The organism is Burkholderia stagnalis (assembly GCF_039848545.1).
Lineage (GTDB): Bacteria > Pseudomonadota > Gammaproteobacteria > Burkholderiales > Burkholderiaceae > Burkholderia > Burkholderia stagnalis.
This window is the reverse complement of record NZ_CP156686.1, coordinates 1,175,114-1,199,868: the sequence shown is the minus strand read 5'-3', so window position 1 is coordinate 1,199,868 and position 24,755 is coordinate 1,175,114. Positions and strand designations below refer to the sequence as shown.

The following is a 24,755-nucleotide window of genomic DNA, read 5'->3' as shown; positions in this document are numbered from 1 at the left end:
CGTTCTCCGGCAGGCCACGCCATGACCGACGCACTCGACACCTTCGACCGCAAGATCCTGAATATCGTCCAGCGCGATTGCACCGCGACTGCGGACGCCATTGCCGAACGGATCGGTCTGTCCACATCGGCCGTGCAAAAGCGGCTGAAGCGCATGCGCACCGAAAAGATCATTTCGGCGGAAATCGCGGTGGTCGATCGCGCGGCGGTCGGCAGGCCGATGACGTTCATTGCGGCAATCGAGATCGAACGCGAAAACTACGAGACGGTCGCCAGATTCCGCGAGTGGTCGAAGGCGCATGACGAAATCCAGCAGATCTACTACGTGACCGGCTCCGTCGACCTGATCGCGATCATCACCGCACACGACGTCGAGGCGTACGACCGGCTGTCCGCACGCATCATGCAGAGCAACCCGATGATCCGCCGGATCAACACGAACGTCGTGCTGAGCGCGGTCAAGGTCGGGCTGTTCGTGCCGGTCGACAAGGACGGCGACGACGAACCGCCGGCCACCTGACGTGCTTGCTTCGCGCGGGAACGGGCGATCCGCCCGTCCCGCATGACAAACCGCAACGGGTGACTCCCTGAATCGGGCGAAAAGCCTAATTTGAAAATCGATTCGCATGACTAACCTGTGTCACGTAGTCAATGAACAGGAGATGATCGAGATGGAACTCAAACTGGCACTGGTCGGTTTCGGCGGAGTCAATCAGGCACTGGTCGAACTGCTCAAAAAGAAGCGTGCGATGCTGGGTGCGGCGGGACTCGACGTATCGGTGACGATGGTCGCCGACCTGCGGCTCGGGATCGCGACGAATCCTCGCGGTATCGCGCTGGACGTCCTCGACGAAACCGCTCGGCGGGGCGTCGATGCCGAAGCGCTGCGTCGCGATCCCGGCACGCTGGTGTCGCCGGACGTCGGCCTCGGTGCGGTGCTGAAGGCCATCGCATCGGACCACGTGGATGTCGTCATCGAGGCGACCTTCACTGATCCGAACACCGGTGAGCCTGCGCTGTCGCATTGCCGTACCGCGCTCGAGTGCGGCAAGCACGTGATCACGACCAACAAGGGGCCGATCGCGCTCGCGCAGCCGGCACTGGCGCGGATCGCCACGCAATCGGGTGCTTGCGTGATGTACGAGGGCACGGTGATGAGCGGCACGCCGGTGCTGCGGCAGCTCGCGACGACGCTGCGCGGCTGCGACATCAACGGCTTCGCCGGCATCCTGAACGGCACGTCGAATTTCGTGCTCGGTGAGGTCGAGGCCGGCGCGAGCTTCGATGCGGCGATCCGGGATGCGCAGCAGCGCGGCTATGCGGAGGCGAACCCGGCGGCCGACGTCAACGGTTCGGACGTGCAGCTGAAGGTCGTCATTCTGGCGAACGCGCTGTGGAATGCCGGCCTCAAGCGCGGCGACGTAACGTGCCGCGGCATCGTGGAATTGACCGAGCGCGACGTGCGCGCGGCGGTGGCGGAGCGCATGTCCTGGCGGTTGATCGGATCTGCCGTCCGCCATCCGGACGGCACCGTCACCGCGAGCGTCGAACCGCGCAAGCTGCCGGCCGGCCATCCATTGCTTGCCGCGAGCGGCGTGACGAACGCGATCACGTTCGACACCGACGTGCTCGGCAGCGTGACGATCAGCGGACCCGGCGCGGGGCGCGAGGAAACGGCGTTTGCGATCCTCTCCGACCTGATCGAACTGGCGGACAGGATTGGCGCAGCCTCGCACGAGGTGGCGGCATGAGCGCGCGCGATGCGGTGATGACCGACTGCACGGGAGCCGGCGTAGCCGATGTCCGGTCGCCGTATGACGGCTCGATCGTCGGCCAGGTCCGTCTGTCGCGGGCCGATGCGGCGCCGGCCCTCGTCGAGCGCGCGCTCGACGGCGCGCGCGCGGCCGCAATCATGCCACGCAGCCAGCGAGCCGACATCCTGTTTCGCGCAGCCGCGAGCGTGGAGGCACATGCGGAGACATTTGCACGCACGATCGCGCTCGAAGCGGGCAAGCCGCTGCGGCAGGCCCGCAAGGAAGTCGCGCGCTGCGTGAACACGCTGCGCCTGTCGGGCGAGGAAGCGAAACGACTCAACGGCGAGACGATCCCGTTCGACGGGTATCCCGGCTCGGAGGATCGCAGCGGCTACTACACGCTGGAGCCGCTGGGCGTGATTCTCGCGATCACGCCCTTCAACGACCCGCTGAACCTCGTCGCACACAAGCTCGGACCGGCGATCGCGACCGGCAACGCTGCCATCCTGAAGCCCTCGTTGCTCGCGCCTCTGTCCGCACAGGCGCTCGTCGAGGCCCTGTGGGAAGCCGGTGCGCCGCGTGACGCGCTGCAGATCGTGCACGGCGGCGCGGAGATCGCGTCCGCGCTGGTGCGCGACCGGCGGATCCGGATGGTGACCTTTACCGGCGGCCCGCAGACCGGCGAAGCCATCACGCGCGATGCGGGACTCAAGAAGATCGCGATGGACCTGGGCGGAAATGCGCCGGTGATCGTCATGGCCGACTGCGACCTGAAGGACGCCGCCGAATCGTGCGTGTCGGGCGCGTTCTGGGCGGCGGGACAAAACTGCATCGGTACGCAACGGATCTTCGTCGCCGAGGCCGCGTACGAGCCGTTCATCCGGTATTTCGTCGAGCTGACCGGCAGGATGGTCGTCGGCGATCCGCTGGACGATGCGACCGACATGGGGCCGATGATCGACGAGGAACAGGCGATCCGCATCGAACGCTGGGTCGACGATGCAGTCTCGGGCGGTGCGACAGTGCTGACCGGCCATCGGCGACGCGGGGCGCTGTATGAACCGACGGTGCTCGCGGATGTGCCGCACGACGCGCGGGTATGGACCGACGAGGTATTCGCGCCGGTCGTGACGATCGAGAAATTCACCGACCTGCAGCAGGCGCTCGACGCGGCCAACGCGTCGGAGAGCTGCCTGCATGCAGGCGTGTTCACCAACCGCCTGGAGGCGGCGCTCGGCGCGGCCGAGCGCCTGCAGGCGGGCGGCGTGATGATCAACGATTCGTCCGATTACCGCTTCGACGGCATGCCGTTCGGTGGATTCAAGCATGGGTCGCTGGGCCGCGAAGGCGTTCGGTTCGCGATGACGGAAATGACGCAGCCGAAGGTGGTCTGCTTCAGGCGCAACCGGCGGCTGTCGAGCTGATGCGCAAGCGCCGGCACCTGGCGGGCCGGCGCGGCGCGAACCGGAGCGGTGTGTGAAACGTATCGAAGAAGGAGTCGAGGATGCCAGCAGCAATTCCTGCATGCAAGCCGGCGGCAGACGCGCTGGTGGTCGAGGATATTCACAAGTCGTTCGGCGGCGTCGAGGTGCTGAAGGGCATCTCGCTGACCGCGAAGAATCACGAGGTCGTGTCGATCCTCGGCAGCAGCGGGTCGGGCAAGAGTACGTTCCTCAGGTGCATCAACTTGCTGGAAATGCCCGACCGCGGCCGGATCTGCGTGAACGGCGAAACGCTTGCGCTGAAGCCGGCGGGCCGCGACGGCGCGCTCGTCGCGGCCGATGCTCGGCAGGTGATGCGCGTGCGCCGCAAGCTCGCGATGGTGTTCCAGCAGTTCAATCTCTGGGCGCACATGACCGTGCTGCAGAACGTGATGTTCGTGCCGGTGCGCGTGCTCGGCGTGCCGAAGCGCGACGCCCGCGACAAGGCGATCGCGATGCTCGAACGGGTCGGCCTCGCCGGCAAGTGTGACCACTATCCGAACCAGCTGTCGGGCGGCCAACAGCAGCGCGTCGCGATTGCTCGTGCACTCGCGACCGACCCCGACGTGATGCTGTTCGACGAGCCGACGTCCGCGCTCGATCCCGAGCTCGTCGGCGAAGTGCTGAAAGTGATGCGCTCGCTGGCCGACGAGGGACGCACGATGCTCGTCGTCACGCACGAGATGGGGTTTGCACGCGAAGTCGCGAACCGCGTCGTGTTCGTCCACCAGGGACGAATCGAGGAAGACGGCAGCCCCGATGAGGTGTTCGCGAGCCAGAAATCGCCGCGTTTCCAGAAGTTTCTGTCCAGCATCATCTGATGCGGATTCAATGTCAACCGGAGGGGAAACCATGAAGAAGCTGCTTCAGTCGCTGTGCGTGGGTGCGGCGCTGCTCGGATCGGTCGCGCATGCCGAGCAGGTCGTGCGGATCGGCACGCTCGCCGATTACGCGCCGTTCGAATACAAGGATGCATCCGGCAAGCTGCAGGGCATGGAGATCGATATCGGCAAGAAGATGTGCGACACGTTGAAGGTCAAGTGTCAGTGGGTGACGATGGATTTCGACGCGTTGATTCCAGCACTCAAGGCGAAGCAGATCGATGCGGTACTCGCGCAAATGTCGAAGACGCCGGAGCGCGAGCAGTCGGTGGACTTCACGCGCATTTTCACGACGGCGCCCGTGCAGCTCGTCGCGAAGCAGGGCTCGGGCATCACGGACAATGCCGCCACGCTGCGCGGCAGGACGATCGGCGTTCAGACGGCCTCGACGCATGAATCCTATCTGCGCCGCCGCCTGCCGGCGAGCAAGTCGGGAATCAACGTGAAGGTCTACCAGACGCTCGACGAGGCCTGGCTCGATCTCGAGGCCGGGCGCGTCGATGCGGTGTTTGCCGACAACACGGTCGCGTACGACTGGCTGACGAAGGCCGGCAGGCGGGAAGGCTTCGACTTCGTCGGCAAGCCGATCGCCGATGCGGACATCTTCGGCGACGGTACGGCGATCGCGGTACGCAAGGGCGACGCGCCGCTGAAGGCGCTGTTCGACAAGGGCATCGCGCAGGTGCAGGCGGATGGCACGTTCGCCGCAGCCAACAAGCGCTATTTCCCATTCAGCATCGCGCCGCAATAACCGCGCATCGGGACCGCGCGGTCGCCGGACGGCGGCCTGCGCGATCCGGGCTCACAAGGAGCGATATCACGATGGACATCCTGGTGAACTACGCCGCGCAGATCGCGGCTGGCGCGCTCGTCACGCTGGAGCTTGCAGTCGCCGCGCTGTGCGTCGGCATGCTGCTCGGCATCGCCGGCGCATCGGCAAAACTGTCGAGCGTGAGGTGGCTCAGACATGCGACCTATGCGCTGACCAATTTCCTGCGCGGCATTCCCGAGTTCCTGATCCTGTTGATCTGCTACTTCGGGCTGTCGCATCTGCTCAACGCGCAATTCGATGGCGCCATTGTCATCAGCCCGTTTTCCGCCGGCGTGATCGCGCTCGCCGTGGTGTTCGGCGCCTACTCGTCGGAGATGTTCCGCGGCGCGTTCATCGCGGTGCCGGCCGGACAGATCGAGGCCGCGCGCGCGTACGGGCTGACACGCCTGCAGACACTGTGGCACGTGCGCCTGCCGCAGGCGTGGCGCATCTGCCTGCCGAGCCTGAACAACATGTGGCAGAACTTGCTGAAGGACACGTCGCTGGTGTCGATCGTCGGGCTCGAGGACATGTTGCGCAAGGCCAACATCGCCGCGCAGTTCACCAAGCAGCCATTCGTCTTCTACGTGACGGTCGGCATCGTCTATTTCGGCTTTCTCGCCGCATCGAATCCCGTGTTCGCGTGGCTCGAGCGCATCGCGGGCCGCGGTTACGCAAAACGCACCTGAGGAGGGCCTTGTGATCAACGACTTTCTTTCCCTCATCGCGCAGTCCGGCCCTGACGTCGCGCGCGGCATATGGATCACGCTCGAGCTGCTGGTGCTGTCATGCACGCTTGCGTTCGCGCTCGCGGTGCCGCTGGCTGTCGCGCGCACGTCGGCGTGCCGGTGGCTGTCGACACCGAGCCGCCTGTTCATGTCGGTGTTTCGCGGCACGCCGCTGCTGGTGCAGATTTTCGTGCTGTATTACGGGCTCGCGCAGTTCTCGATCGTGCGTGCGTCGCCTCTGTGGCTGCTGGTCGGCGGATCGTTCTCGTGTGCGTTGTGCGCGCTGACGCTCAACCTCGCGGCGTACATGGCGGAAGACATCCGGGGCGGGATCGCCGGCGTCCCCGCCGGCGAGAAGGAAGCCGCGCTCGCGTTCGGGATGAGCCGCTTCATGCTGACCTGGTTCGTGATCGTCCCGCGCGCGATCGGCATCGTCGCACCGACGCTCGGCAACGAGATCGTGCTGCAGCTGAAGTCGACCGCGCTGGCCAGCACGATCACCGTGCTCGACCTGACCGGCGTCGCGCGGCGCATCTCCATCGAAACCTATACGACCGACGCGCTGATGCTGGCCGGCATCGTGTACGTCGGTATCACGGCTGTGCTTTCGACCGTGCTCAAACGCGTCGAAGGTCTGCTGAATCGCCATCTGGGCAGCGTGCGTGCCTGACCGGCACCGCATGAACGCGACACAACGAACGATCCGAGGACGACATGGGATACAAGCTTGAAACGCTGGCGCTCGCTGCGGACCGCGACGTGACCGACGAGAAGTCGGTCGCGCCGGCGATTCACTATTCGGCGGTGTTCAAGGCAGCCGGCAGCGAGGAATTCGCGGAGATGTCGAGCGTGCCGCAGCATCCGCGCAACTACACCCGCTACGGCAATCCGGTTCACGAGCGCGTAAAGGCAATCATGGCGGAGCTCGAGGGCACCGAGACCGCGCTCGTCACGGCATCCGGAATGGGCGCGATCGCGACCGCGATCCTCAGTGTCGTGAAGGCAGGCGATCACGTCGTCGGCCAGACGCGTCATTACATGAGCACCACGAAAATGCTCGACGACATGCTGCGCCGGTTCGGCGTCGAGGTGACGTTCGTCGACCAGACCGACGCGGCTGCGTTCGATCGGGCGATTCGGCCGAACACGCGGCTGATCGTGCTCGAGTCGCCGGTCAATCCGCTGCTGCTCGTGACCGACATCGCCGCGGTGACCGAAATCGCAAGCGCCCGCGGCATCCTGACACTCGCGGACAACACGTTCGCGTCGCCGGTCAACCAGCAGCCGCACCGGCTCGGTGTCGACATCGTCGTGCACAGCGCCACCAAGTATCTGGGCGGCCATCACGACCTGACCGGCGGCGTGATCTGCACGAGCCGCGTGCTCGCCGAGCAGATCTGGCATACGCATATTACGCTCGGCTCGGTGCTGTCCCCGATGGACGCGTGGCTGCTGCTGCGCGGGCTGCGCACGCTGCCGATGCGCGTCGAGCGGATCAACGCGAATGCTCAGGCGCTCGCCGAATTCCTCGAAGCGCACGCGAAGGTCGAGCGCGTGTTCTATCCGGGCCTGCGCAGCCATCCGCAGCATGGGCTCGCATGCCGGCAGATGCGCGGTTTCGGCGGTGTGGTGGCGTTCGGCGTGCGGGGAGGGTACGGCGAAGCGCAGCGCTTTGTCGAGGCGCTGCGCGTGCCGTTGAATGCAGGCAATCTCGGCGGCGTCGATTCGCTCGCGATCCATACGGCATCCATGTGGGCGGGCACGATGTCGGCAGAGCAAATGCGTGCTGCCGACATTCCGCTCAATTTCATCCGCTATTCGGTCGGCATCGAGCACATCGACGACCTGAAAAGCGATATCGCGCAAGCATTGGCGCAGATCTGACACGGACCGGCGCGCACGCTCGATCGACGCCCCACGCGCGTCGCGCCGGCCTTTGAATCGATTCAAGCGCGAGATGCGCGGATTGCAACGACGGAGCACGGACTATGCATGACATCACAGTACTCGACGGCGGCATGGGGCGCGAATTGGCGCGGATGGGGGCGCCGTTCAGACAGCCGGAATGGTCGGCGCTCGCGCTGATGGAAGCGCCGCATTACGTCAGTCTCGCGCACGACGCGTTTGCCGCTGCGGGCGCCGACGTGCTCACCGCGAACAGCTATGCGGTCGTGCCGTTCCATATCGGCGAGGAGCGATTTCGTTGCGACGGCGTCGCGCTCGCGGCACTTGCCGGGCAACTCGCGCGGCAAGCGGCGGACCGCGCAGCGCGGCCCGTGCGCGTCGCAGGATCGCTTCCGCCGACGGGCGGATCGTACCGGCCCGACCTGTTCGACGCGGCGCGCGCCGATGCAATTTTGGCGATGCTCGTCGATGGGCTCGATCCGTACGTCGACCTGTGGCTGGCCGAGACACAGAGCCTGACCGACGAGATCCACGCAGTCCGGCGCGCGCTCGGCGCGAATCCGAAGCCGCTCTGGGTCTCGTTCACGCTGCGCGACGACGTCGACGCAGGAGCCACGCCGGTACTGCGATCGGGACAGACGCTTGACGAAGCGATCGACGCCGCCGTGTCCGCGCGCGCGACCGCGCTGCTGTTCAACTGCAGCCAGCCGGAAGCGATGGGGGCGGCGATCGAGACGGCGCAGCGCACGCTCGCGCGAACGGGACGTCGCTATCAATCGGCGCATATGCGAACGCATTTCCGCCTCAGCGCGCCGATGCGCGCGCGAACGAGGAACTTCACGGTTTGCGCGCCGACATCGATCCGCCCGGTTATGCAAGATGGGCGGAGCAGTGGCTTGCGCTGGGCGCGCGGATCGTCGGCGGATGTTGCGGAATCGGCCCCGGCCACATCGCGGCAGTGCGCGACGCGGTCGACGCACGCGGCGCCGGGCACACCGGGTTCGGTCAATGAAGATCGACGGCCTGGACCAGAAGATAATCGACGCATTGTGTGCCGATGCGCGGATTCCGCTCGCGGTGCTGGCCGATAGGATCGGTTTGTCCAGGCAGGCGGTCCGGAACCGGATCGACCGGCTAGAAGCGCTGAACATCATTGCAGGCTACACGGTGCGGCTCGCAGTGCCCGACGATGTCGTGCCGGTGCGCGCCGTGATGCTCGTTTATCGCAAGGACCGGATGCGCGGCGCGGACGTGCTTGCCGCACTCGAGCGGATCGCCGAGGTGCGCGATTGCGCGGTCCTCAGCGGCGAGGTCGATTTGCTGGTGCAGATAGAGGCATCCACGCACGAGCGCATCAGCGACATCTGGGCGACGATCAGTGCGATGGACGGTGTGCAAAACATGACGACCAGCTTCGTGCTCGATTCGATCGTCCACAAGCGTTGACTGAAATTCCCGAAAGAGTCGGGATATGAGCAAGAAGGCAACCGCTTTCTGCGCCGAAAAATGGCCCGCGTTCTGAAGAGCACCTTTCCGCTGCTGGCCGCTGAAGCAGTTTCGGTGCTGCGCAGGGTTGCCCGTCAACAAGTGGTCTTTTGGGTTGTCGACAGATGGTCGGCGGGGCGGCGTAATGCCGCAAGTTGGCGCCATGTGCGTGTCGATCCGGCGCATGTGCGGACAGGTCGAGCGCGGGGGCGCGATAGCGGTCGATTGCGTCGATCGAATCCGGCGGGTCGCAGTCGGATGGCCGGCCGTGGATTGTTTGCGTCATCGGTACGAGTGCCGACATTTCCGTCGAACGACTCACCGGGCCGAGAGTGTGACCGCAATCTCCATGGCCGGCGTTTCGGGCCGGAGGCCGCCCCCAATCGCGCGTCGGCTTAGTCGTTACCCTTTTCGAGCACTTGCCGTGTCAGCGTGACCGACGGAATCGTCGGCTTGAGCAACCCGCGGCGCGCTCGGCTGCTCAGCCACTTCCAGCCAGCCGCGAGCAGCAGTGCGACCAGCGGGATCGATGCGATCGTCCACGTACCGTTCGGGTAATCGAATGCCATCAGCACCAGCACGCCGAGCAGGAACAGCAGCGTGAGCCACGAAGTCACGGGCGCGCCCGGCATCCTGAACGGCACGTCGTCCACCTCGCCGCGCCTGACCGCGGCGCGGAACTTCATCTGGCACACGACGATGAAGCCCCATGTGCTGATGATGCCGAGCGACGCGATGTTCAGGACGATCTCGAACACGCTTGACGGTACGAAATAGTTGAGCAGTACGCCGACCACATAGATCGCGACCGTCACCAGAATGCCCGCATACGGCACGGATTGCGCGCTCATTCGCCCGAGGAACGCGGGGGCCGATCCGCCCATCGACAGCGAACGCAACACGCGCCCGGTCGAATACAGGCCGGAGTTGAGGCTCGACAACGCCGCCGTCAGCACCACCAGGTTCATCACCGAGCCGATGCCCGGCACGCCGAGCGCGCCGAAGAACGTGACGAACGGGCTCTGGCCCGCCTTGTACGCGCTCCAAGGCAGCAGGCAGACCAGCAGGACGACCGACGCGACGTAGAAGATCGCGATGCGCCAGATCACGTTGTTGATCGCGCGCGGCAGCACCTTGCGCGCATCCTTGCATTCGCCGGCGGCCGTGCCCACCAGTTCGACGCCCGCGAACGCGAACACCACGCCCTGCACCAGCACCAGCGCCGGCATCAGTCCGTGCGGAAAGAACCCGCCGTTGTCGGTGATCAGATGCATGCCGGTGTCATGGCCGGCGACCTGCACGCCCGTGCCGAGAAGCGCGGAGCCGATCGCGAGAAACAATACGATCGCGGCGACCTTGATCAGCGCGAACCAGAACTCCATCTCGGCGAACCACTTCACGCCGATCAGGTTCATCGTCGCGACGATGCAGAGCGCGACGAGCGCGAAAACCCATTGCGGCACGCCCGCGAACGGCGCCCAGTAATGCATGTAGAGCGCGACGGCGGTGATGTCGACGATGCCCGTCATCGCCCAGTTCAGGAAGTACATCCAGCCTGCGACGAACGAAGCCTTTTCGCCGAGGAATTCGCGCGCATACGACACGAAGCTGCCGCTGCTGGGGCGATGCATCACGAGTTCGCCGAGCGCGCGAAGGATCAGGAACGAGAACGCGCCGCATACCAGATAGACGATCGCGAGCGACGGTCCGGCGGCCTGCAGACGGCCGCCCGCGCCGAGGAACAGACCGGTGCCGATGGCCCCGCCGATCGCGATCATCTGCACCTGTCGATTGCCGAGGGTCTTGTGATAGCCGGCCTCGTGCGATTCGAGCCAGCTGCGTTTGTCGGTTTCGCCCGTTGTCGACGATTCGGGAAGCGATGCCATGATTGCGTCCTCGTGCTCTGATGTGATTGCGTTCATCCCGATCGCGAGACGATCGGGAACCCCTCGTACCGGAGAAGGAGGGCGCGAAATCCGGCGCGCCCATCCTGCTTGCGATTCGCCGATCGTGGCGAACGGCACGGTATGTCGCGAACGTATTCGGCCGTAATTCCCGTCACAAACGGAATGCAAATTTGGACTGAACCTGTTCGAATCCGTGCATATGGGCCGCGGCGAGGGCGCCGCAAAGCGCGTCGGCCTGCAAGGCGCGTGCGACCCCGTATATCGTGCGTGCGCGACTGTCGTTTCGATTTCTTGTTTCCACTCCGGGGCGATGAACAGGGGCCGGCGTACGTTCAATACGCCTGCGCTTGACTCCCCGGGGCGAACCGGTTAGTTAATTTGGTGCGCCGACGCGCACTGCGAGGGCAACGGCTGTCGCCGATGCCGGCCCATGCACCGGAATGAGGAATACGGGTTGCCGGAATTGCCATCTCGTGCCGGTACCGCAAGCGTTTCATGGCGATGGCCCGGTTTTTGCTGGAGTTGCACCGGCCGCGCAACGGTTGCGCGCTGCCCGACGACATACCAGACAAGGAAGATTCACCGTGAGCCCGACGACTCGACCGTTCCCCCGACGCACCTGGCTGGCTGCGCTGATCGCAGCCCCCGTGATGGCGCTGTTCGCCGCTGCGCCGGCGCATGCCGACGCGCTCGACACCATCGCGAAAAGCGGCGCGCTACGCGTTGCGGTACCCGAAGACTATCCGCCGTTCGGCTCGGTCGGCACGGACATGCAGCCGCAGGGCTACGACATCGACATGGCCGAGCTGCTCGCCAAATCGCTCGGCGTGAAGCTGAAGCTGGTGCCCGTGAACAGTGCGAACCGGATTCCGTACCTGACGACCAACAAGGTCGACATGGTGATCTCGTCGCTCGGCAAGACGCCCGAGCGCGAGAAGGTCATCGACTTCTCGAGCGCGTACGCGCCGTATTTCCAGGGCGTGTTCGGGCCGGCGGACGTGAAGGTGGCCGCGCCCGCCGACCTGACCGGCAAGACGGTCGGCGCCACGCGCGGCGCGCTGGAAGAGATCGCGCTGTCGCAGCTTGCGCCGAACGCGACGATCAAGCGCTTCGAGGACAACAACGCGACGATCCAGGCGTTCCTGTCGGGGCAAGTGCAGCTGATCGCCGCCGGCAACATCGTCGCGGCGGCGATTCTGGCGAAGAATCCGCCGCGCCGGCCCGAGGTCAAGTTCGTGATCAAGAATTCGCCGTGCTTCGTCGGCGTCAACAAGAACGAACCGCGCCTGCTCGCGAAGATCGACGATGCGATCGCCCACGCGAAGCAGGACGGCACGCTGGGCGCGATGTCGCGGAAATGGCTCGGCCAGCCGCTGCCGGCCGGCCTGTGACGGATCGTCGTGCCGCCTGATACATCGCCGCAGCCGGCGCCGCCGGCGCGGCGGGTGTCGTTGTCCGAACCCGAACTGACTCAATCGTCATGAGCTACCAGCTTCAATTCGGCGAGCTCGCCGAATACGCCGGCGTGTTCGCGAGCGGCGCGGCGATCACGCTCGCGCTGACCGCGGTCGCGACCGTGCTCGGCGTGGCGCTCGGCGTGCTCGGCGCGGCCGCGTACAGCGCCGATGCGCGTGCGGCCGTGCAATTTCGCCCGCTGATCGGCGCGTACGTCGAGGCGATTCGCAATACGCCGTTCGTTGTCCAGCTGTTCTTCATCTTCTTCGGCTTGCCCGCGCTCGGCGTGCACATCGACGAATACACGGCCGCGATTCTCGCGATGACGCTCAATCTCGGCGCGTACTCGGTCGAGATCGTGCGCGCGGGCGTCGCCGCCGTGCCGAAAGGGCATCTGGAGGCGGCAGCCGCGCTTGCGATGTCGCGCGCGCAGATGCTGCGCCACGTCGTGCTGCCGCAAGCGCTCGCCAAGGTGTTTCCCGCGCTCTCGAGCCAGATCGTGATCACGATGCTCGGTTCGGCGGTGGTGTCGCAGATCTCGGTGGCCGATCTGACCTATGCGGCCGGCTACATTCAGTCGCGCAACTTCCGTGCGTTCGAGACGTATTTCGTCATCACGCTCGCGTATCTGGCGATGGCGCTGCTGCTGCGTGGCGCGCTCGGCTCGATGGGGCGCCGCCTGTTCTCCCGTCGCGTGCGAGGTGCGCGATGACCGATTTCACGTTCGGGCAGATTCTCGCCAACCTGCTGCTGGCCGCGCGCTGGACGATCGTGCTGTCGATCGTATCGTTCCTGTCCGGCGGCCTCGTCGGGCTGGGGCTGCTCGTGATGCGCGTGTCGGGTTCGACGGTGCTGCGCGGCAGTGCGAAGCTGTACATCGAGGTTTTCCAGGGCACCCCGTTGCTGATGCAACTGTTCATCGTGTTCTTCGGCCTGCCGCTCGTCGGGCTCGACGTGCCGCCGTGGGTCGCGGCCACGGCGGGGCTCACGTTCTTCACCAGTGCGTATCTCGCCGAAATCTGGCGCGGCTGCGTCGAGGCGGTGCCGAAAGGGCAGTGGGAGGCGTCGGCGAGCCTGGCCATGAGCTATATCGAGCAGTTGCGTCACGTGATCCTCCCGCAGGCCGCGCGCATCGCGATCGCGCCGACGGTCGGCTTCGGCGTGCAGGCCGTGAAGGATACGGCGCTGGTGTCGATCATCGGCTTCACCGAGCTGACGAAGGTCGGCATCGCGATCTCGAACGCGACGTTCCGGCCGTTCGTCGTGTACGGGCTCGTCGCGCTGATCTATTTCGCGCTCTGTTATCCGCTTACCCGTTATGCGCGCACGTTGCAAAGGAGATGGCATGCCGCTCGTTGAAACCCGTGGTCTCGAAAAGAACTTCGGCACCCATCATGTGCTCAAGGGGATCGATTTCTCCGTCGAGCGCGGGCAGGTCGTCTCGATCATCGGCCGCAGCGGCTCGGGCAAGAGCACGTTGCTGCGCACGCTCAACGGGCTCGAGAGCATCGACGCGGGCACGATCTCGATCGACGGCGCGCGCGTCGATGCGCGGCACGCGGACCTGCGTGCGCTGCGGCTCAAGGTCGGGATGGTGTTCCAGCAATACAACCTGTTTCCGCACCTGAGCGCCGGACAGAACGTGATGCTCGCACAGTCGGTCGTGAAGAAGGCGCATCGCGAGCAGGCGCGCGCGATCGCGGAATTGATGCTCGAGCGCGTCGGCCTCGGCGACAAGTTCGACGCGTTTCCGGAACATCTGTCGGGCGGCCAGCAGCAGCGCGTCGCGATCGCGCGGGCGCTCGCGATGAAGCCGAGCGTGCTGCTGTGCGACGAGATCACGTCCGCGCTCGATCCCGAGCTCGTCGGCGAGGTACTGGGCGTCGTCGAGCAACTCGCGCGCGAGGACATGACGCTGATCATGGTCACGCACGAGATGAACTTCGCGCGTGCGGTCAGCGACAGGATCGTGTTCATGCACCAGGGCAGGGTGTGGGAGACGGGGACGGCCGAAGAGATCTTCGAGCGGCCGCAGACGGTGGAGCTGACGCGGTTTCTGGGCAGCGTGCGGAACAGGGAGACTGCCGAGCGGTGACGCTGCCGTCGATCTGGATCGGTTCGGCCAGGCATGTGCGTCGTGTGCGCGGCTGGTAAACCTTCGGTGGGCGCTGCCGGCGCGGCACCCACAAGCCGGCGTCGGCCATCAGCTTGCGGACCGTCTCCTTGGCCAGCCGGATGCCGTGACACTCCCACAGCTTCTCGCAGGCCAGCGTCGGGCCAAAATCGGCGTAACGGTCGCGGATGATCGAGAGCGCCCGGTCGGCCGTTCCTGCATCCAAACGACGATTACCCGGCTTCGAACGATGCCCCGACACCAAACCAGCCGCACCGTGCTCGCGCAGCTTGGCGACCAGCCGCCGAATCTGCCGCGTCGTCAACTCCAGTCGCTCAGCCGCGCGCCACGGCTTGAGCTTGCCGTCCGCCACGTCCTGAATGACCTTGAATCTGTCCAGCTCTCGCATCGTCATCGTTATCCGTTCTGTTGCGGCCATCGACGCCTCCAGCGCCGGAGTCCCGGCGACTGGTCAGCTTACTGGCCATCAAAGCGGACATTTCTATGTAGCTAAAAGCGGACATTACTATCTAGCCGCTACAAGCTTTTGTCATACCCAGATTCAAATGTCGTAGCGGCAGCCAAATACAGATGTCGCATGTTTCATCGGTTTGCCCATCATTCAGCGTTGAAGGATTGGGCTTGAAGCAGCAGAGCGCTTACGCTCGATCAGCCAGCCCTCGCAGACCGCCGACGTGATTTGGCATCAGGGGTTTGCGCCGCCAGATTCAGAATGGCTGCTTCAACGTCCGCCGCCGTGAACGCGCGCTGCTTCTTGGTGCCGGGTGGCGATGCCTTGGCACGTACCGGCATGCCGCGGTTGGTGCGCGATGGCGATCCTGACGCACGTCGGTTGTCGCGCTGCGCCTGGATCGCTTCCGCCACCTGCAGCGCATGACTCAGGCGTTTATGCTCGACCACCGCGCCTTGATCGACCTCCGCCAGTTTGTCGTACTGCCGACAGACCAACACGCGGCCGTCGGCGCGAACCTCGATCCGCCCATCCGGGTACTCCCACACGTCGATGTAGCGATGAATCAGCTTGCGGTTGGCCGGCGTATCGTCCAGCAAGTACAGCACCCGGTCGTACAGCACCGTCAGCGACTTCGAGACGCGCCGCGTTTCGCGCCAGGTCAGCAACTGATCCAGATCCTCGTCGGCCCGCAACGGCCGGTGCGCGTTGAAGTCACTGCGCGGCGGCTTCGCAAAGCGTGCGTTATAGGCGGCGATGAAGGAGGGCGCATAGGCGTTGGCGTCGGCCACCGTGCTGATCCCGCGTAATCTCAGCTCCTTGACGAGCCGGTCCTGCAGCGTCAGGTGCGCACGCTCGACCCGCCCCTTGGCCGAACTGCTGTTTGCGCAAAACGTGTCGATGTTCAGCTCGTACATCGCCCGGCCGAAGTGCGTCACGCTGCGGCCGGTCTTGCTCGCATTCGTGCTGCGGAACACGCTCGCCTTGTCGCTGTAGAACGCCACCGGCTTGCCGTACCGCTCCAGATACGCGCGCGTCGCCTCGAAATAGCTGAAGGTCGATTCCGTCGCCGTGAAGTGCAACATCATCAGCCGGCTGGTCGCGTCGTCCACGTACACCAGCAGCGTGCACTGCGGCGCCCGGCCCTCGAACCACCGATGCTCGCTGCCGTCGATCTGGATCAGTTCGCCCAGGCATGCGCGCCGCGCCCGGGGCTGGTAAACCTTCGGCGGGCGCTGCCGGCGCGGAATCCACAAGCCGGCGTCCGTCATCAGCTTGCGGACCGTTTCCTTTGATAGCTGCAGGCCGTGGCATTCCCACAGCTTCTCGCAGGCCAAGGTTGGCCCAAAATCGGCATAACGCTCGCGAATCACGCTCAAGGCGCGATGCGCCAAATCCTCCGGCAGTTGATGGTTGCTCGGTTGGCCGCGCCGCTGCGATACCAGACCGGCCGGTCCCGAGGCCCGATACCGGGCGACGAGCCGCTCGACCTGTCGTCGACTGACATCGAGTCGCTCCGCGGCTCGCCACGGCATCAGCCGTCCTTCGACGACCGCTTCGACAACCTTGAGTCGATCCAGCTCTCGCATGCTCATGGTGATCGTGTTGGTGTTGTTGGCCACGGGCGGCTCCTGGTTGACCATCAGGAGCCGCTCAGGATGAACCAACCCGCGGCCAACTACGACATTTCAACTTTGCCCAGATACGACATTACAACTTTGCTCTTACAGCTTTTCTGGTGATAATTCACGTTATGTAAACTCATGTAGAACGTCCACCCAACCATCCAAACCAACACAAGCCCTCGTCGCCGCGTGCCGACATCACCGACACGCGGCCTCCCCAATTACGCTTGCGAAATCCGCCGCAAGCGCTCAACCGCCGATTCCGTACCAGCAGGCGACGCACCCGCAGCAATACGACGAGCCTCTTCAACCGCAGCTTGCTGGTCGAGCGGCTTTTGCCCAATGGCAGCCACCGTTTGCGCGGCATCCGCTGCAACACGCGCCTGTGCAGCCGCCGCTTGCAACGCGCCGAGCCCGGTCGAAGCCGACCCGGTGCTCGCACGCAACCGGTTCAATTCCTCCTGCTGTTGTTGCATCAATTGCGCACGCTCGCGATCGGCCTGGGCCTGCGCGAGATCCGCCATCGCCGCGCGCGCTCGCGCGTCGAACTCGTTCACCTGGGTTTCGACGGTCGTCAGGATTTCCTGCAGCGTATCGACGAGCTGCTGCGCGCCGTCCGCCTCGGCCTGACGTCGCGGCATCTCCTGCTGGCGGCGCTCGAGGTCGTTGGTGAACTGCGTCAGCGTGACCTCGTTGATTTCCTGCTTTTCGAACTTGGCGATCAGCACGACGGACGCCTTCACGTCGCCGTCGATGCTGGCCTTCAATTCCGTCGCCGCCTTCTGCGCGGCGCCGTTCTTCTGCTTGGCCTCGGCCAGCTTGACCGCCACTTCATGCAGCTTCGCTTGAAGGTTGTCGCGGTCGACTTGCGTCGCCGTTTCCGGATCGAATGCGGCGATCTGCTGCGCGAGGCGGTCGCCCACGGTACCAACGTGTTTCGCGAGAAGCGACGAAACGAGTTTCCAGCCAGACATGGTGTGCTCCTTGGTAAATCTTGCGTTGCGAGTTGCGAGTTGCGAATGGATCGAGGCGGCTTCGCCCCTCAGAAAACCTTGACGCGCAGCGGATCGATGGCAAGACCGGCGAAATAGTCGACCCAGACAGCCTCCGCCGGGCGCCCGTCCATCGTCTCGACATGCTCGAAATCGATCCACAGGCGCTCGATCGGGCCACTTTCCTGCGCCGGGCCGGCCGGCAGGCGCCGCACGTATTGCATGAACGAATGCGTCTTCTCGACGCCCTTCTCGCCGATGCCGTCGTCCAGCCGACGCTCCCGGGCCGTCCACGGCCGGACGTAGTCGCCGCCCGGCGCATCGCGCTCGAACCCGAGCGTCTCGTTGCCGCCAAGCAGCGCATCGACGCGCGCCGGATTCCCTGCGAGGTGCGCGATCTGGGCAAGCTCGTCGCGGTCCATGTCGTAGCGGTCCTGGCCAAGGCCGTAGCCGTTGCCGAGGAAGGCGTCCTGCTCCTCGGCCGTCACCGGATATTCGCGGTACAGGAACTGGTAGTACGCGATTTCGCGCACATCCTGCGGAGCGTCATTGCCCGTCATGATCTGCAGGAATGCACCCTGCCCGTTCCGATCCGTGCCCGTATCCGTGTACAGCCGGAAGATCGACAGATCCGCATCGGCGTCGACATGCAGGCGACTGACCGCAACGATCGGCATCTGCACAGCCGGCGGCACGACGAGAAGCGACCCTTCGAGCAATGCAAAATCGGCCAGCACCAGCTCGATCATGCCGCCGATACGCGCGCCCAACGGCAGCCCCGTGTCGACCCGCTCCGGTTGATCTGCCTGCGTGCGCGCAAACTCGTCGAGGCGTTTTGCGCCAATACGGCGAGCGAGTTCAAGAATTCCCATGTTCGTTCTCAGAGGCGGTAGTTGGTGCGGGACACATAGCGTGCCTTCCTGTCCGACCACGCGCGGCGCACCCACGCGAGCAGCTTGAAGACGAGCCAACCGGCCAGCAAGAATCCGCCGATCAGCACGACCGTACCCACGACCCAATGCTTGTTTTCCTTTTTCGGTTGTTTCGCCGTCGTTGCAGGCGGCGAATCGACAGCCGCCGCCCGGGCTTCGGATGCGGCGGTGTCGGTATCCGGCGTAGCATTGTCGCTGACGCGCCGATACCCCGGCGCATCGGTTGAATCGGCCGCGCGCGCCGTCGGCTGCTGGACAACGACCGTTTCGCGCGGCTGGCTGCTGCGCCCGAGCATATAGCCGAGCAGGAGGCCGCTATTGCCACTGGATTGCTGTACCACCACCGGCGGCGGTGGCGCGCTGGGCGCGGGTGAACGGTACGACGGCGGTGGCGGCACGTTGGGAGCGGGCGCACTGTACGACGGCGGCGGTGGCGGCGGCGTATCGCTGCGCGTCCCATACGATCGCGTATAGCCGGAAGTGCCGCGGTCGAGCGAACTGCCGCTCGCGTTGCTGCTACTGCCATTGGTACTGCCGCTGTCGCCGCTGCTGCTACGCGACGACTCGCTCGAATTCAGCGTCGCGGCTGCGTCCCGGCTCGACTGAGCGGCATACAGCGCCCCGCCGAGCGCAGTCGCGGCAATCACTTTTTTGGAACCCGAGCTGCTGAACCCCGACTTCTTCGACGTGCCGGACAGGCTGGACGTACCAGCCGACGAACGCGTCGAAGCGTCATCGGAAGCGCTCTTGTAACTCGACGAGCCGTACGAGCGGCTGGCGCTCGGACTTGAGCCGAAGGAAGAGCGGCTGGAGCCCGAGTCGGCACTCAGGCCAAAGGAGGAACGGCCGGAGCTGGAACCAGAACTCAAGCCGAAGGAGGAGCGACTGGAGCTGGAACTGGAGCTCGAGCTGTACGAAGAACGGCTGGAGCTCGAACTCGAACTGGCCGATGAACGGCTGGAGCCGGAACTCGAGCTGGATGACGAGCGGCTGGAGCTGAAGCCGGAACTCTTGGCAAAGGCGACCGGCGCCGCGCAGCCCGTAGCGAGCGCGAATGCGACCAGCGTCGCGGCGACCTGGAGGCGTGTGGCCTTCATGTTGTTGACGTCCTTGTTGTTCAAGATAGATCTGCGCGGGCCAGCCGCCGGCCTCTCAGTTGCCGTTCCAGCCCGTTTTCATGCGTGGGTTTTCGTGTCGTCCCTGCGCCGTCCGGGCGCGAGTGCCGTGCGATACGCGAGCCGAGAAATTCCCCCCTTTCGCCGCGCGCACAATCGTAGCAAGTCTGAGGAAAGCTTGCGCGAGCATTTCCACGAAATCGACTTGCGTGACGCATTCCGTCGGCATTTTTTGCCGGCACGCTCGCTGCCTCAAGTCTTTCCCGGTTTTGGGAAACGTTTGCCCGGAACGGTTGACCGCCCTGCTCCAGCCTCTGGACTACGCAAGCCGGCCCGAGTTGACGTCGCAGCCGCGCACGATCCGCCGCCGGCGCCTAGCGGAAATCCCCGTTCACCGCATACGAGCGGAATGCCTGGAGCCGCTGGGCGTTGGTCGGTGCGCCGGGGCCCGATAGTCCGGTCGCGATCCGGTAAAACACGGCTTTCAGCCCGCCGCTCGAATCGATGACCGTCTGGCACGGCGTGTCCTTGATCTGCATCTGCTTGTTTGCGTTGAGGTAATAGTTGTTGATGTCGCACGGCTGCAGTTCGCTCCAGAGCAGTTCGACGCTGCCCGGATAGGCACGCAGCAAGCGCGCTTCCGGGTGACCGACGGTCTGGTTGCCGTGCAGCAGCTGCAGGGATCCGTCGTTCAGCCGTGCGACCGCGATATTGTCCCTGCCGCTCGTGACCATGCCCGGATGGCTCTTCAGGAAGTCGACCACCTTGGCCCGCACCTGCGCCTCGACGAGCGGATCCGTGTGCCCGAAATAGCGCGGAACACGCCGGGTCGGCACGCCCGCCAGGCCGAGCGGATCGACCCAGCCGAGCGGGTTCCTGCCGTATCGGTACGGATGGTCGCCGCCGCTCAGGCGGATCGGGTCGATCGAGATGTACCGGGCCGTGTCCGGATCGTAATAGCGATGCCGGTTGTAGAAGAGCCCGGTTTCACGGTCTTCGTATTGGCCGAGAAAGCGCAGCGGCTGTTCGACCCCGGGCGTCGACGCCGGGCGATCGAGCGCCCCCCACGACGCGTAGGCTGCCCGCCACGGCGCGCCGTGCCCGATCGCGTCGCCGCGAATCGGCATGCCGTTCGGGTCCGTGGACAACCAATGAATCGTCGGCCGTGGCGGCGGCATCGGCGCATCGGCGCCGTCGGGCGGCAGCGTAGCGCGCAGCCACGCCAGCGGATGCGAGGTTCCGGGATAGCACAGCCATTCCTGATGCTCGGCAACGCCGTGCACCATGGCGGCGCCGCCGTCCCCGGCACGTTCGGAGCGGTCCGCTGCTGGCGCACCGTCCAGCGCGCGCGCCAGCAGCAGGTCGAACTGCGGATCGCGCCGGGTGAGCGCGCCGATCAGCACATCGCCGTCCCAGAAGAACCGCGTCGTGCTGACCGGCGCGCGCGCGTCGGCGCCGCCGGCGCCCGGCCGCAACTGCGTGACCTTCTTCGTGCGCCGACGCAGCGCGTCGTATGAATAGCGCGTCCAGACCTGCAGCGCGCCGCCTTGCGCGCCATCGGCCCGCGCCGGCCGCACGACGCACGTTTCGACCAGCAGGCCGTCACCGTCCCAACGCAGCGTCATGTCGTGCCCGGCATCCTGCTTGCGCACGAGATTGCCGATCCGGTCGAACGCATGGTATGCGTCGCCGCACGCACCCTCCCGGCACCACGCATCGACGCGCGGCCCGCTTCCGAACGCGTCTCGCGTGGCGTTGCCTTCGCGTATGCGCGTCGCCAGCAAATCGCCGGCCCGGTCGCCGGCAAACCGCCGCAGCCGGCCGGCCGCATCGAGATGTTCCGTCAGCCGGCCGACCGGATCGTATCGGAAGCGGTCTTCGCCGCCGCCCGTATCGCCCGTATCGCCCGTGTCACGCCTGGCGATCATGTCGCCGTTCGCGTCGTACGCATAGTCGCGGGCGAACCGTGGCCCCGCATCGCCCAGCAGCGTCTGGCGCGCAAGGAGCCGGTCGGCCGTATACGACAGCTCGCGGCGCAACGCGTCGCCGAAGTGCTCGGTCCGGATGCGTCCGAGCGCATCGCGCTCGAACACGATCGGCGGCGCATCGTCGATCGTGATCGCCGCGATCCGGTCGAGCGCATCGTATGCGTAGCGCGTCGTGCGTTCGATCGTCGTGGCGGCGTCGCGCAAGCGGGTCGTTCGTGCGATGCGATTGCCGTCGAGGTCGTACACGTTCGCGATCTCGGCATCGTCGCCGCCGTGCTCCGCGACGACGCGGCCGGCCGCGTCATACTCGCGTTCGATCCGGCCGTCCGGATTTTCCGCGACGATCAGGTTGCCGCTCCGATCGTACGAGAACGTCTCGGTACGCATGCCGTCGGGCTGCCGCGGATCCGGCACGCGCCTGCGCACGATACGGCCGAGCGCATCCGTTTCGTAGGCGATCGCCTGCCCGTTCGGATCGATACTGCGCAGCAGCTGGCCACCCGCGCCGTACTCATGGCGCCGCGACTGGCCCCAGTAATCGACCTCCTCGACGATCCGGCCCAATGCGTCGCGCGTCAGGCGATACAGTTCGCCGCGCTCGTTGACCACGCCGATCAGTTGCGCTTCGGTGTCGTAGCGGTATTCGATCACGTTGCCGTCCGGCGTCAGTCGCTTGACGACCTGCCCCAGCGCGGAATAGTCGAAGCGCGTGACCTGACCGCCCGGATCGCGATAGCGCAGCAGGTTGCCGTCGGTGTCGTAGCTGAACAGGGCTTCGCGCTCGCCCGGCTCGATGGCGCGCGTCAGGTTGCCGTTGCGGTCGTATTCGTAATGGCTCGCCTGCGCCAGCGCGTCGACCACCCGGATCACGTTGGCGCGCGCATCGTGCGTGTACCGGGCGCAGTGGCCGAGCGCATCGGTCACGGCCGCGAGATTGCCGTCGCGATCGTAGTCGAAGCGCGTCACCGCGCCGCGCGGCCCGGTATGCGCGATGAGCTGGCCGTGCCGGTCGTATGCGTAGCGCTGGGTGGAGTGCGTGGGCGTCGACTGCGCGAGCAGCCTGCCGCGATCGTCCCACGCGTAACGCCACTGCCGGTCGCCCGGCGCAGTGACGTGCACCGGGCGATGCTGCGTGTCGTACGCCACCTGCACGGCGCTTCCGTCGGGCTGCGTCTGCGCGAGCAGGTTGCCCCAGGGGTCATAGGCCCAGGTGGTGGTGCGGCCCGCGGGATCGGTTTCCGCGCACGTGCGCCCCTGGGCGTCGTACCGGTAAGTCGTCACGCCGCCCAGCGGATCGATGCGCGCCACCGGCATCCCGCGCGCGTCGGACTGGAGGATCGTCGCGTGCTGCAGCGAATCGACGATCCGCGTCTCGCGATGCGCGACATCGTAGGCAAAGTGGTAATCGAACAGGCCGTTGTCGCCCCACGCGCGCTCGACGCGCCACACGCCGTCGTCGTGCTGCCGGTGGCTGTAGTGGAACGCGATCCCCCGCGCGCTCGTGTGGCGCACCATCCGGTGACCGTCGTCGTACGCGAAGCGGCGCGGCAGGCCCATCGCATCGAGCACGGCAACCAGATTCCCGCTCCGGTCGTGCGCGTAGCCGACGAGCGGATGGGCGCGGCCGTCGGCATCGATCAGCGTCAATTGGCCCAGCAGATGCGCACGGGCTTCGCCCGGCCCGACCGCATCCGCGTCCGCGTCTGCATCCGCGTCGCATGCGATCGCGCGTCCGGTCGGCGCGTCCCCCTTCAGCTCGACCACGCGCACCAGGCCGCGATCCGGACCGCGCTCGAATACCCACGCATTGCCGCTCAGGTCCGCCATCCGCTCGACGGGCAACGTCAAGGCCGCACCGTCCGCCAGCGGGTCGACGGCGTGTTGCCGATGCGCCGGCCAGACAAACACATATTCGATCCCTGCTTGCGTACGCAGGACCAGCAGGCCGCGCTGCCGATACAGCGCATGCCCGTGCTGCCAGTCATATCGGCGCGCCGGCCAGCCGTCCTCGTCGGGTATCGCATCGAAAGCCGTCGCGAGATCGGGCAAATGCGCGACCGCGCCCACCGCGCGCCCGTTTCGCACCAGGTCGAGCCGGATATCGGCCGGCGTCTGCCACGCCGCGCCCACGGCGCCGTGCCGCGCCGCGTGGCCCGCATAACTGCGCACCCACACGAGCGGCAGGCGGCCCGCAACCGTAAAGTCGTGCTGCTGCACGATCACCTCGCCCGTGATCGCGTCCACCGGCTCCGCATGCAGCACCTTGCATCTCAGGAACCCCGATTGCAAATGCAGCTTGTCCGCCAGCGCCCTCGCCCACTTCGACCCCTGGAACGCCTTGAACAACCCCTTCGCGGCCGCGGCCATGTTCATGACCGGCGGCCCGCCGACGAGCACCGGCCGGCCGGCCGGGATCGGCAGCATCACCGAACTCGGCATCGACGGATAGCTCCGCTCGGTATGCGCGCCATTGTGCGGCGGCGGTTCCAGGCCCACCGACCAGCAACTCATTGCCGGCAGCGCCATGAACGACATCGGATCGTTGTTCGCGAGCACCGTCCTGCTGCCCATGTACGATTCGGCGTCGTCCGACGGCAGCGGATCCTCCGGCGGCGGTGGCGCGAACGCTTCGCCGAGCGGGAAGTGCAGGCCCGGAACGTGAAACGAATGCGTGCCGGCGGTGGCCCGCAGCAGGCCGTTCACGAAGATCGGCCGGCCGGCGCTGCCGCCCGCCCCGACGCTGGCGCCGAGCGCATCGCCGATACGGCGCTTGAGCGACGTGGCCTCGCCCTGGAGCTTCAGCGCTTGCGCGACGATCGGGTCGTCGTTCAGATCCGCCAGCTTCCCGGCCGCAAAACCCGCCGCATCGTCGAGCCGCTTCGCGACATCGGGATGATCGTCGAGATACTCGGCCGCCTTCTCCTGCGCGATCGCCATCGCGATGCTGCCGACCACGCCCTTCGCCGCCTCGACGTACTCCCGCAGATCGAGCATGAAACCGACATGCGGATGCGGCAGGAACACCGGCGTCGGGCTGGGCGCGACCAGCACCGAGTGAACGTCGACCCCGACCACCGGATCCAGATGCTTGACCGCGAGCAATCCCACGCCG

19 protein-coding genes and 2 pseudogenes are annotated in these 24,755 nt (G+C 65.9%); 14 read left to right on the top strand and 7 right to left on the bottom strand.

Translation table 11 applies throughout. The features are described from left to right. Positions 1 to 21 precede the first annotated feature (21 nt). The 10 genes and pseudogenes from ABFO07_RS22105 (at position 22) to ABFO07_RS22060 (ending at position 9,005) form a co-directional block, all read left to right on the top strand. On the top strand, positions 22 to 519 hold the full coding sequence (locus tag ABFO07_RS22105; protein WP_059881097.1) for an Lrp/AsnC family transcriptional regulator: 498 nt from the start codon (positions 22 to 24) through the stop codon (positions 517 to 519). A gap of 151 nt (positions 520 to 670) precedes the next feature. After that, positions 671 to 1,750 carry a homoserine dehydrogenase gene (locus tag ABFO07_RS22100; RefSeq protein ID WP_060291688.1) on the top strand — a complete coding sequence of 360 codons (1,080 nt, stop codon included), beginning with the start codon at positions 671 to 673 and terminating at the stop codon, positions 1,748 to 1,750. Further along, on the top strand, positions 1,747 to 3,177 hold the full coding sequence (locus ABFO07_RS22095) for an aldehyde dehydrogenase family protein (RefSeq protein WP_059805210.1): 1,431 nt from the start codon (positions 1,747 to 1,749) through the stop codon (positions 3,175 to 3,177). Before ABFO07_RS22100 ends, ABFO07_RS22095 begins: the two co-directional genes overlap by 4 nt. 80 nt (positions 3,178 to 3,257) lie before the next feature. Further along, entirely contained in the window at positions 3,258 to 4,055 is a 798-nt protein-coding gene (locus tag ABFO07_RS22090) for an ABC transporter ATP-binding protein (RefSeq protein ID WP_059559112.1), read from the top strand. A 31-nt stretch (positions 4,056 to 4,086) separates the two neighbouring features. Continuing rightward, the gene (locus ABFO07_RS22085) at positions 4,087 to 4,866 is read left to right on the top strand and encodes a transporter substrate-binding domain-containing protein (RefSeq protein ID WP_347469569.1); all 780 of its coding nucleotides are present in this window, start codon (positions 4,087 to 4,089) and stop codon (positions 4,864 to 4,866) included. Between the two features lie 71 nt (positions 4,867 to 4,937). Further along, a complete protein-coding gene (locus ABFO07_RS22080) occupies positions 4,938 to 5,615 on the top strand; it encodes an ABC transporter permease (RefSeq protein ID WP_124491169.1) in 678 nt (225 codons plus the stop codon). A gap of 13 nt (positions 5,616 to 5,628) precedes the next feature. Further along, positions 5,629 to 6,324 (top strand): ABC transporter permease, encoded by a 696-nt coding sequence (locus ABFO07_RS22075; protein WP_081059711.1) that lies wholly within the window; start codon positions 5,629 to 5,631, stop codon positions 6,322 to 6,324. 44 nt (positions 6,325 to 6,368) lie between these two features. Further along, a complete protein-coding gene (locus tag ABFO07_RS22070) occupies positions 6,369 to 7,538 on the top strand; it encodes a trans-sulfuration enzyme family protein (protein WP_059805223.1) in 1,170 nt (389 codons plus the stop codon). A 104-nt stretch (positions 7,539 to 7,642) separates the two neighbouring features. Continuing rightward, positions 7,643 to 8,571 (top strand): annotated as a pseudogene (locus tag ABFO07_RS22065) (homocysteine S-methyltransferase family protein). Next, the gene (locus tag ABFO07_RS22060; protein ID WP_059805229.1) at positions 8,568 to 9,005 is read left to right on the top strand and encodes an Lrp/AsnC family transcriptional regulator; all 438 of its coding nucleotides are present in this window, start codon (positions 8,568 to 8,570) and stop codon (positions 9,003 to 9,005) included. The pseudogene ABFO07_RS22065 and the gene ABFO07_RS22060 overlap by 4 nt, the downstream one beginning before the upstream one ends. A gap of 434 nt (positions 9,006 to 9,439) precedes the next feature. On the opposite strand, the gene ansP is transcribed toward ABFO07_RS22060, so the two are convergent. Continuing rightward, the gene (gene ansP / locus ABFO07_RS22055; protein ID WP_059881087.1) at positions 9,440 to 10,930 is read right to left on the bottom strand and encodes an L-asparagine permease; all 1,491 of its coding nucleotides are present in this window, start codon (positions 10,928 to 10,930) and stop codon (positions 9,440 to 9,442) included. Between the two features lie 605 nt (positions 10,931 to 11,535). Between ansP and ABFO07_RS22050 the strand changes: the two genes are divergently transcribed. From ABFO07_RS22050 to ABFO07_RS22035, 4 genes are all read left to right on the top strand, one after another. Next, positions 11,536 to 12,342, top strand: a complete 807-nt coding sequence (locus ABFO07_RS22050; protein ID WP_059559136.1) for a transporter substrate-binding domain-containing protein — start codon at positions 11,536 to 11,538, stop codon at positions 12,340 to 12,342. An 89-nt stretch (positions 12,343 to 12,431) separates the two neighbouring features. Then, the gene (locus tag ABFO07_RS22045) at positions 12,432 to 13,118 is read left to right on the top strand and encodes an amino acid ABC transporter permease (protein WP_059805232.1); all 687 of its coding nucleotides are present in this window, start codon (positions 12,432 to 12,434) and stop codon (positions 13,116 to 13,118) included. Further along, positions 13,115 to 13,765, top strand: a complete 651-nt coding sequence (locus ABFO07_RS22040; RefSeq protein ID WP_059559144.1) for an amino acid ABC transporter permease — start codon at positions 13,115 to 13,117, stop codon at positions 13,763 to 13,765. Before ABFO07_RS22045 ends, ABFO07_RS22040 begins: the two co-directional genes overlap by 4 nt. Then, entirely contained in the window at positions 13,752 to 14,501 is a 750-nt protein-coding gene (locus tag ABFO07_RS22035; protein ID WP_059559147.1) for an amino acid ABC transporter ATP-binding protein, read from the top strand. Before ABFO07_RS22040 ends, ABFO07_RS22035 begins: the two co-directional genes overlap by 14 nt. A gap of 1 nt (position 14,502) precedes the next feature. On the opposite strand, the pseudogene ABFO07_RS22030 reads toward ABFO07_RS22035, so the two are convergent. From ABFO07_RS22030 to ABFO07_RS22005, 6 genes and pseudogenes are all read right to left on the bottom strand, one after another. Next, positions 14,503 to 14,958, bottom strand: a pseudogene (locus ABFO07_RS22030) (helix-turn-helix domain-containing protein); the annotation flags it as partial. A gap of 230 nt (positions 14,959 to 15,188) precedes the next feature. Beyond that, positions 15,189 to 16,586, bottom strand: a complete 1,398-nt coding sequence (locus ABFO07_RS22025; protein WP_059971218.1) for an ISNCY family transposase — start codon at positions 16,584 to 16,586, stop codon at positions 15,189 to 15,191. A 251-nt stretch (positions 16,587 to 16,837) separates the two neighbouring features. Next, the gene (locus ABFO07_RS22020; RefSeq protein WP_347469568.1) at positions 16,838 to 17,539 is read right to left on the bottom strand and encodes a hypothetical protein; all 702 of its coding nucleotides are present in this window, start codon (positions 17,537 to 17,539) and stop codon (positions 16,838 to 16,840) included. Positions 17,540 to 17,658: 119 nt separating this feature from the next. Then, complete coding sequence (locus ABFO07_RS22015; RefSeq protein WP_059805351.1) at positions 17,659 to 18,480, bottom strand: DUF2491 family protein; 822 nt, start codon at positions 18,478 to 18,480, stop codon at positions 17,659 to 17,661. 8 nt (positions 18,481 to 18,488) lie between these two features. Further along, complete coding sequence (locus ABFO07_RS22010) at positions 18,489 to 19,661, bottom strand: hypothetical protein (RefSeq protein ID WP_347469567.1); 1,173 nt, start codon at positions 19,659 to 19,661, stop codon at positions 18,489 to 18,491. 368 nt (positions 19,662 to 20,029) lie between these two features. Beyond that, on the bottom strand, positions 20,030 to 24,751 hold the full coding sequence (locus tag ABFO07_RS22005) for an RHS repeat-associated core domain-containing protein (RefSeq protein ID WP_347469566.1): 4,722 nt from the start codon (positions 24,749 to 24,751) through the stop codon (positions 20,030 to 20,032). Positions 24,752 to 24,755: the final 4 nt, after the last annotated feature.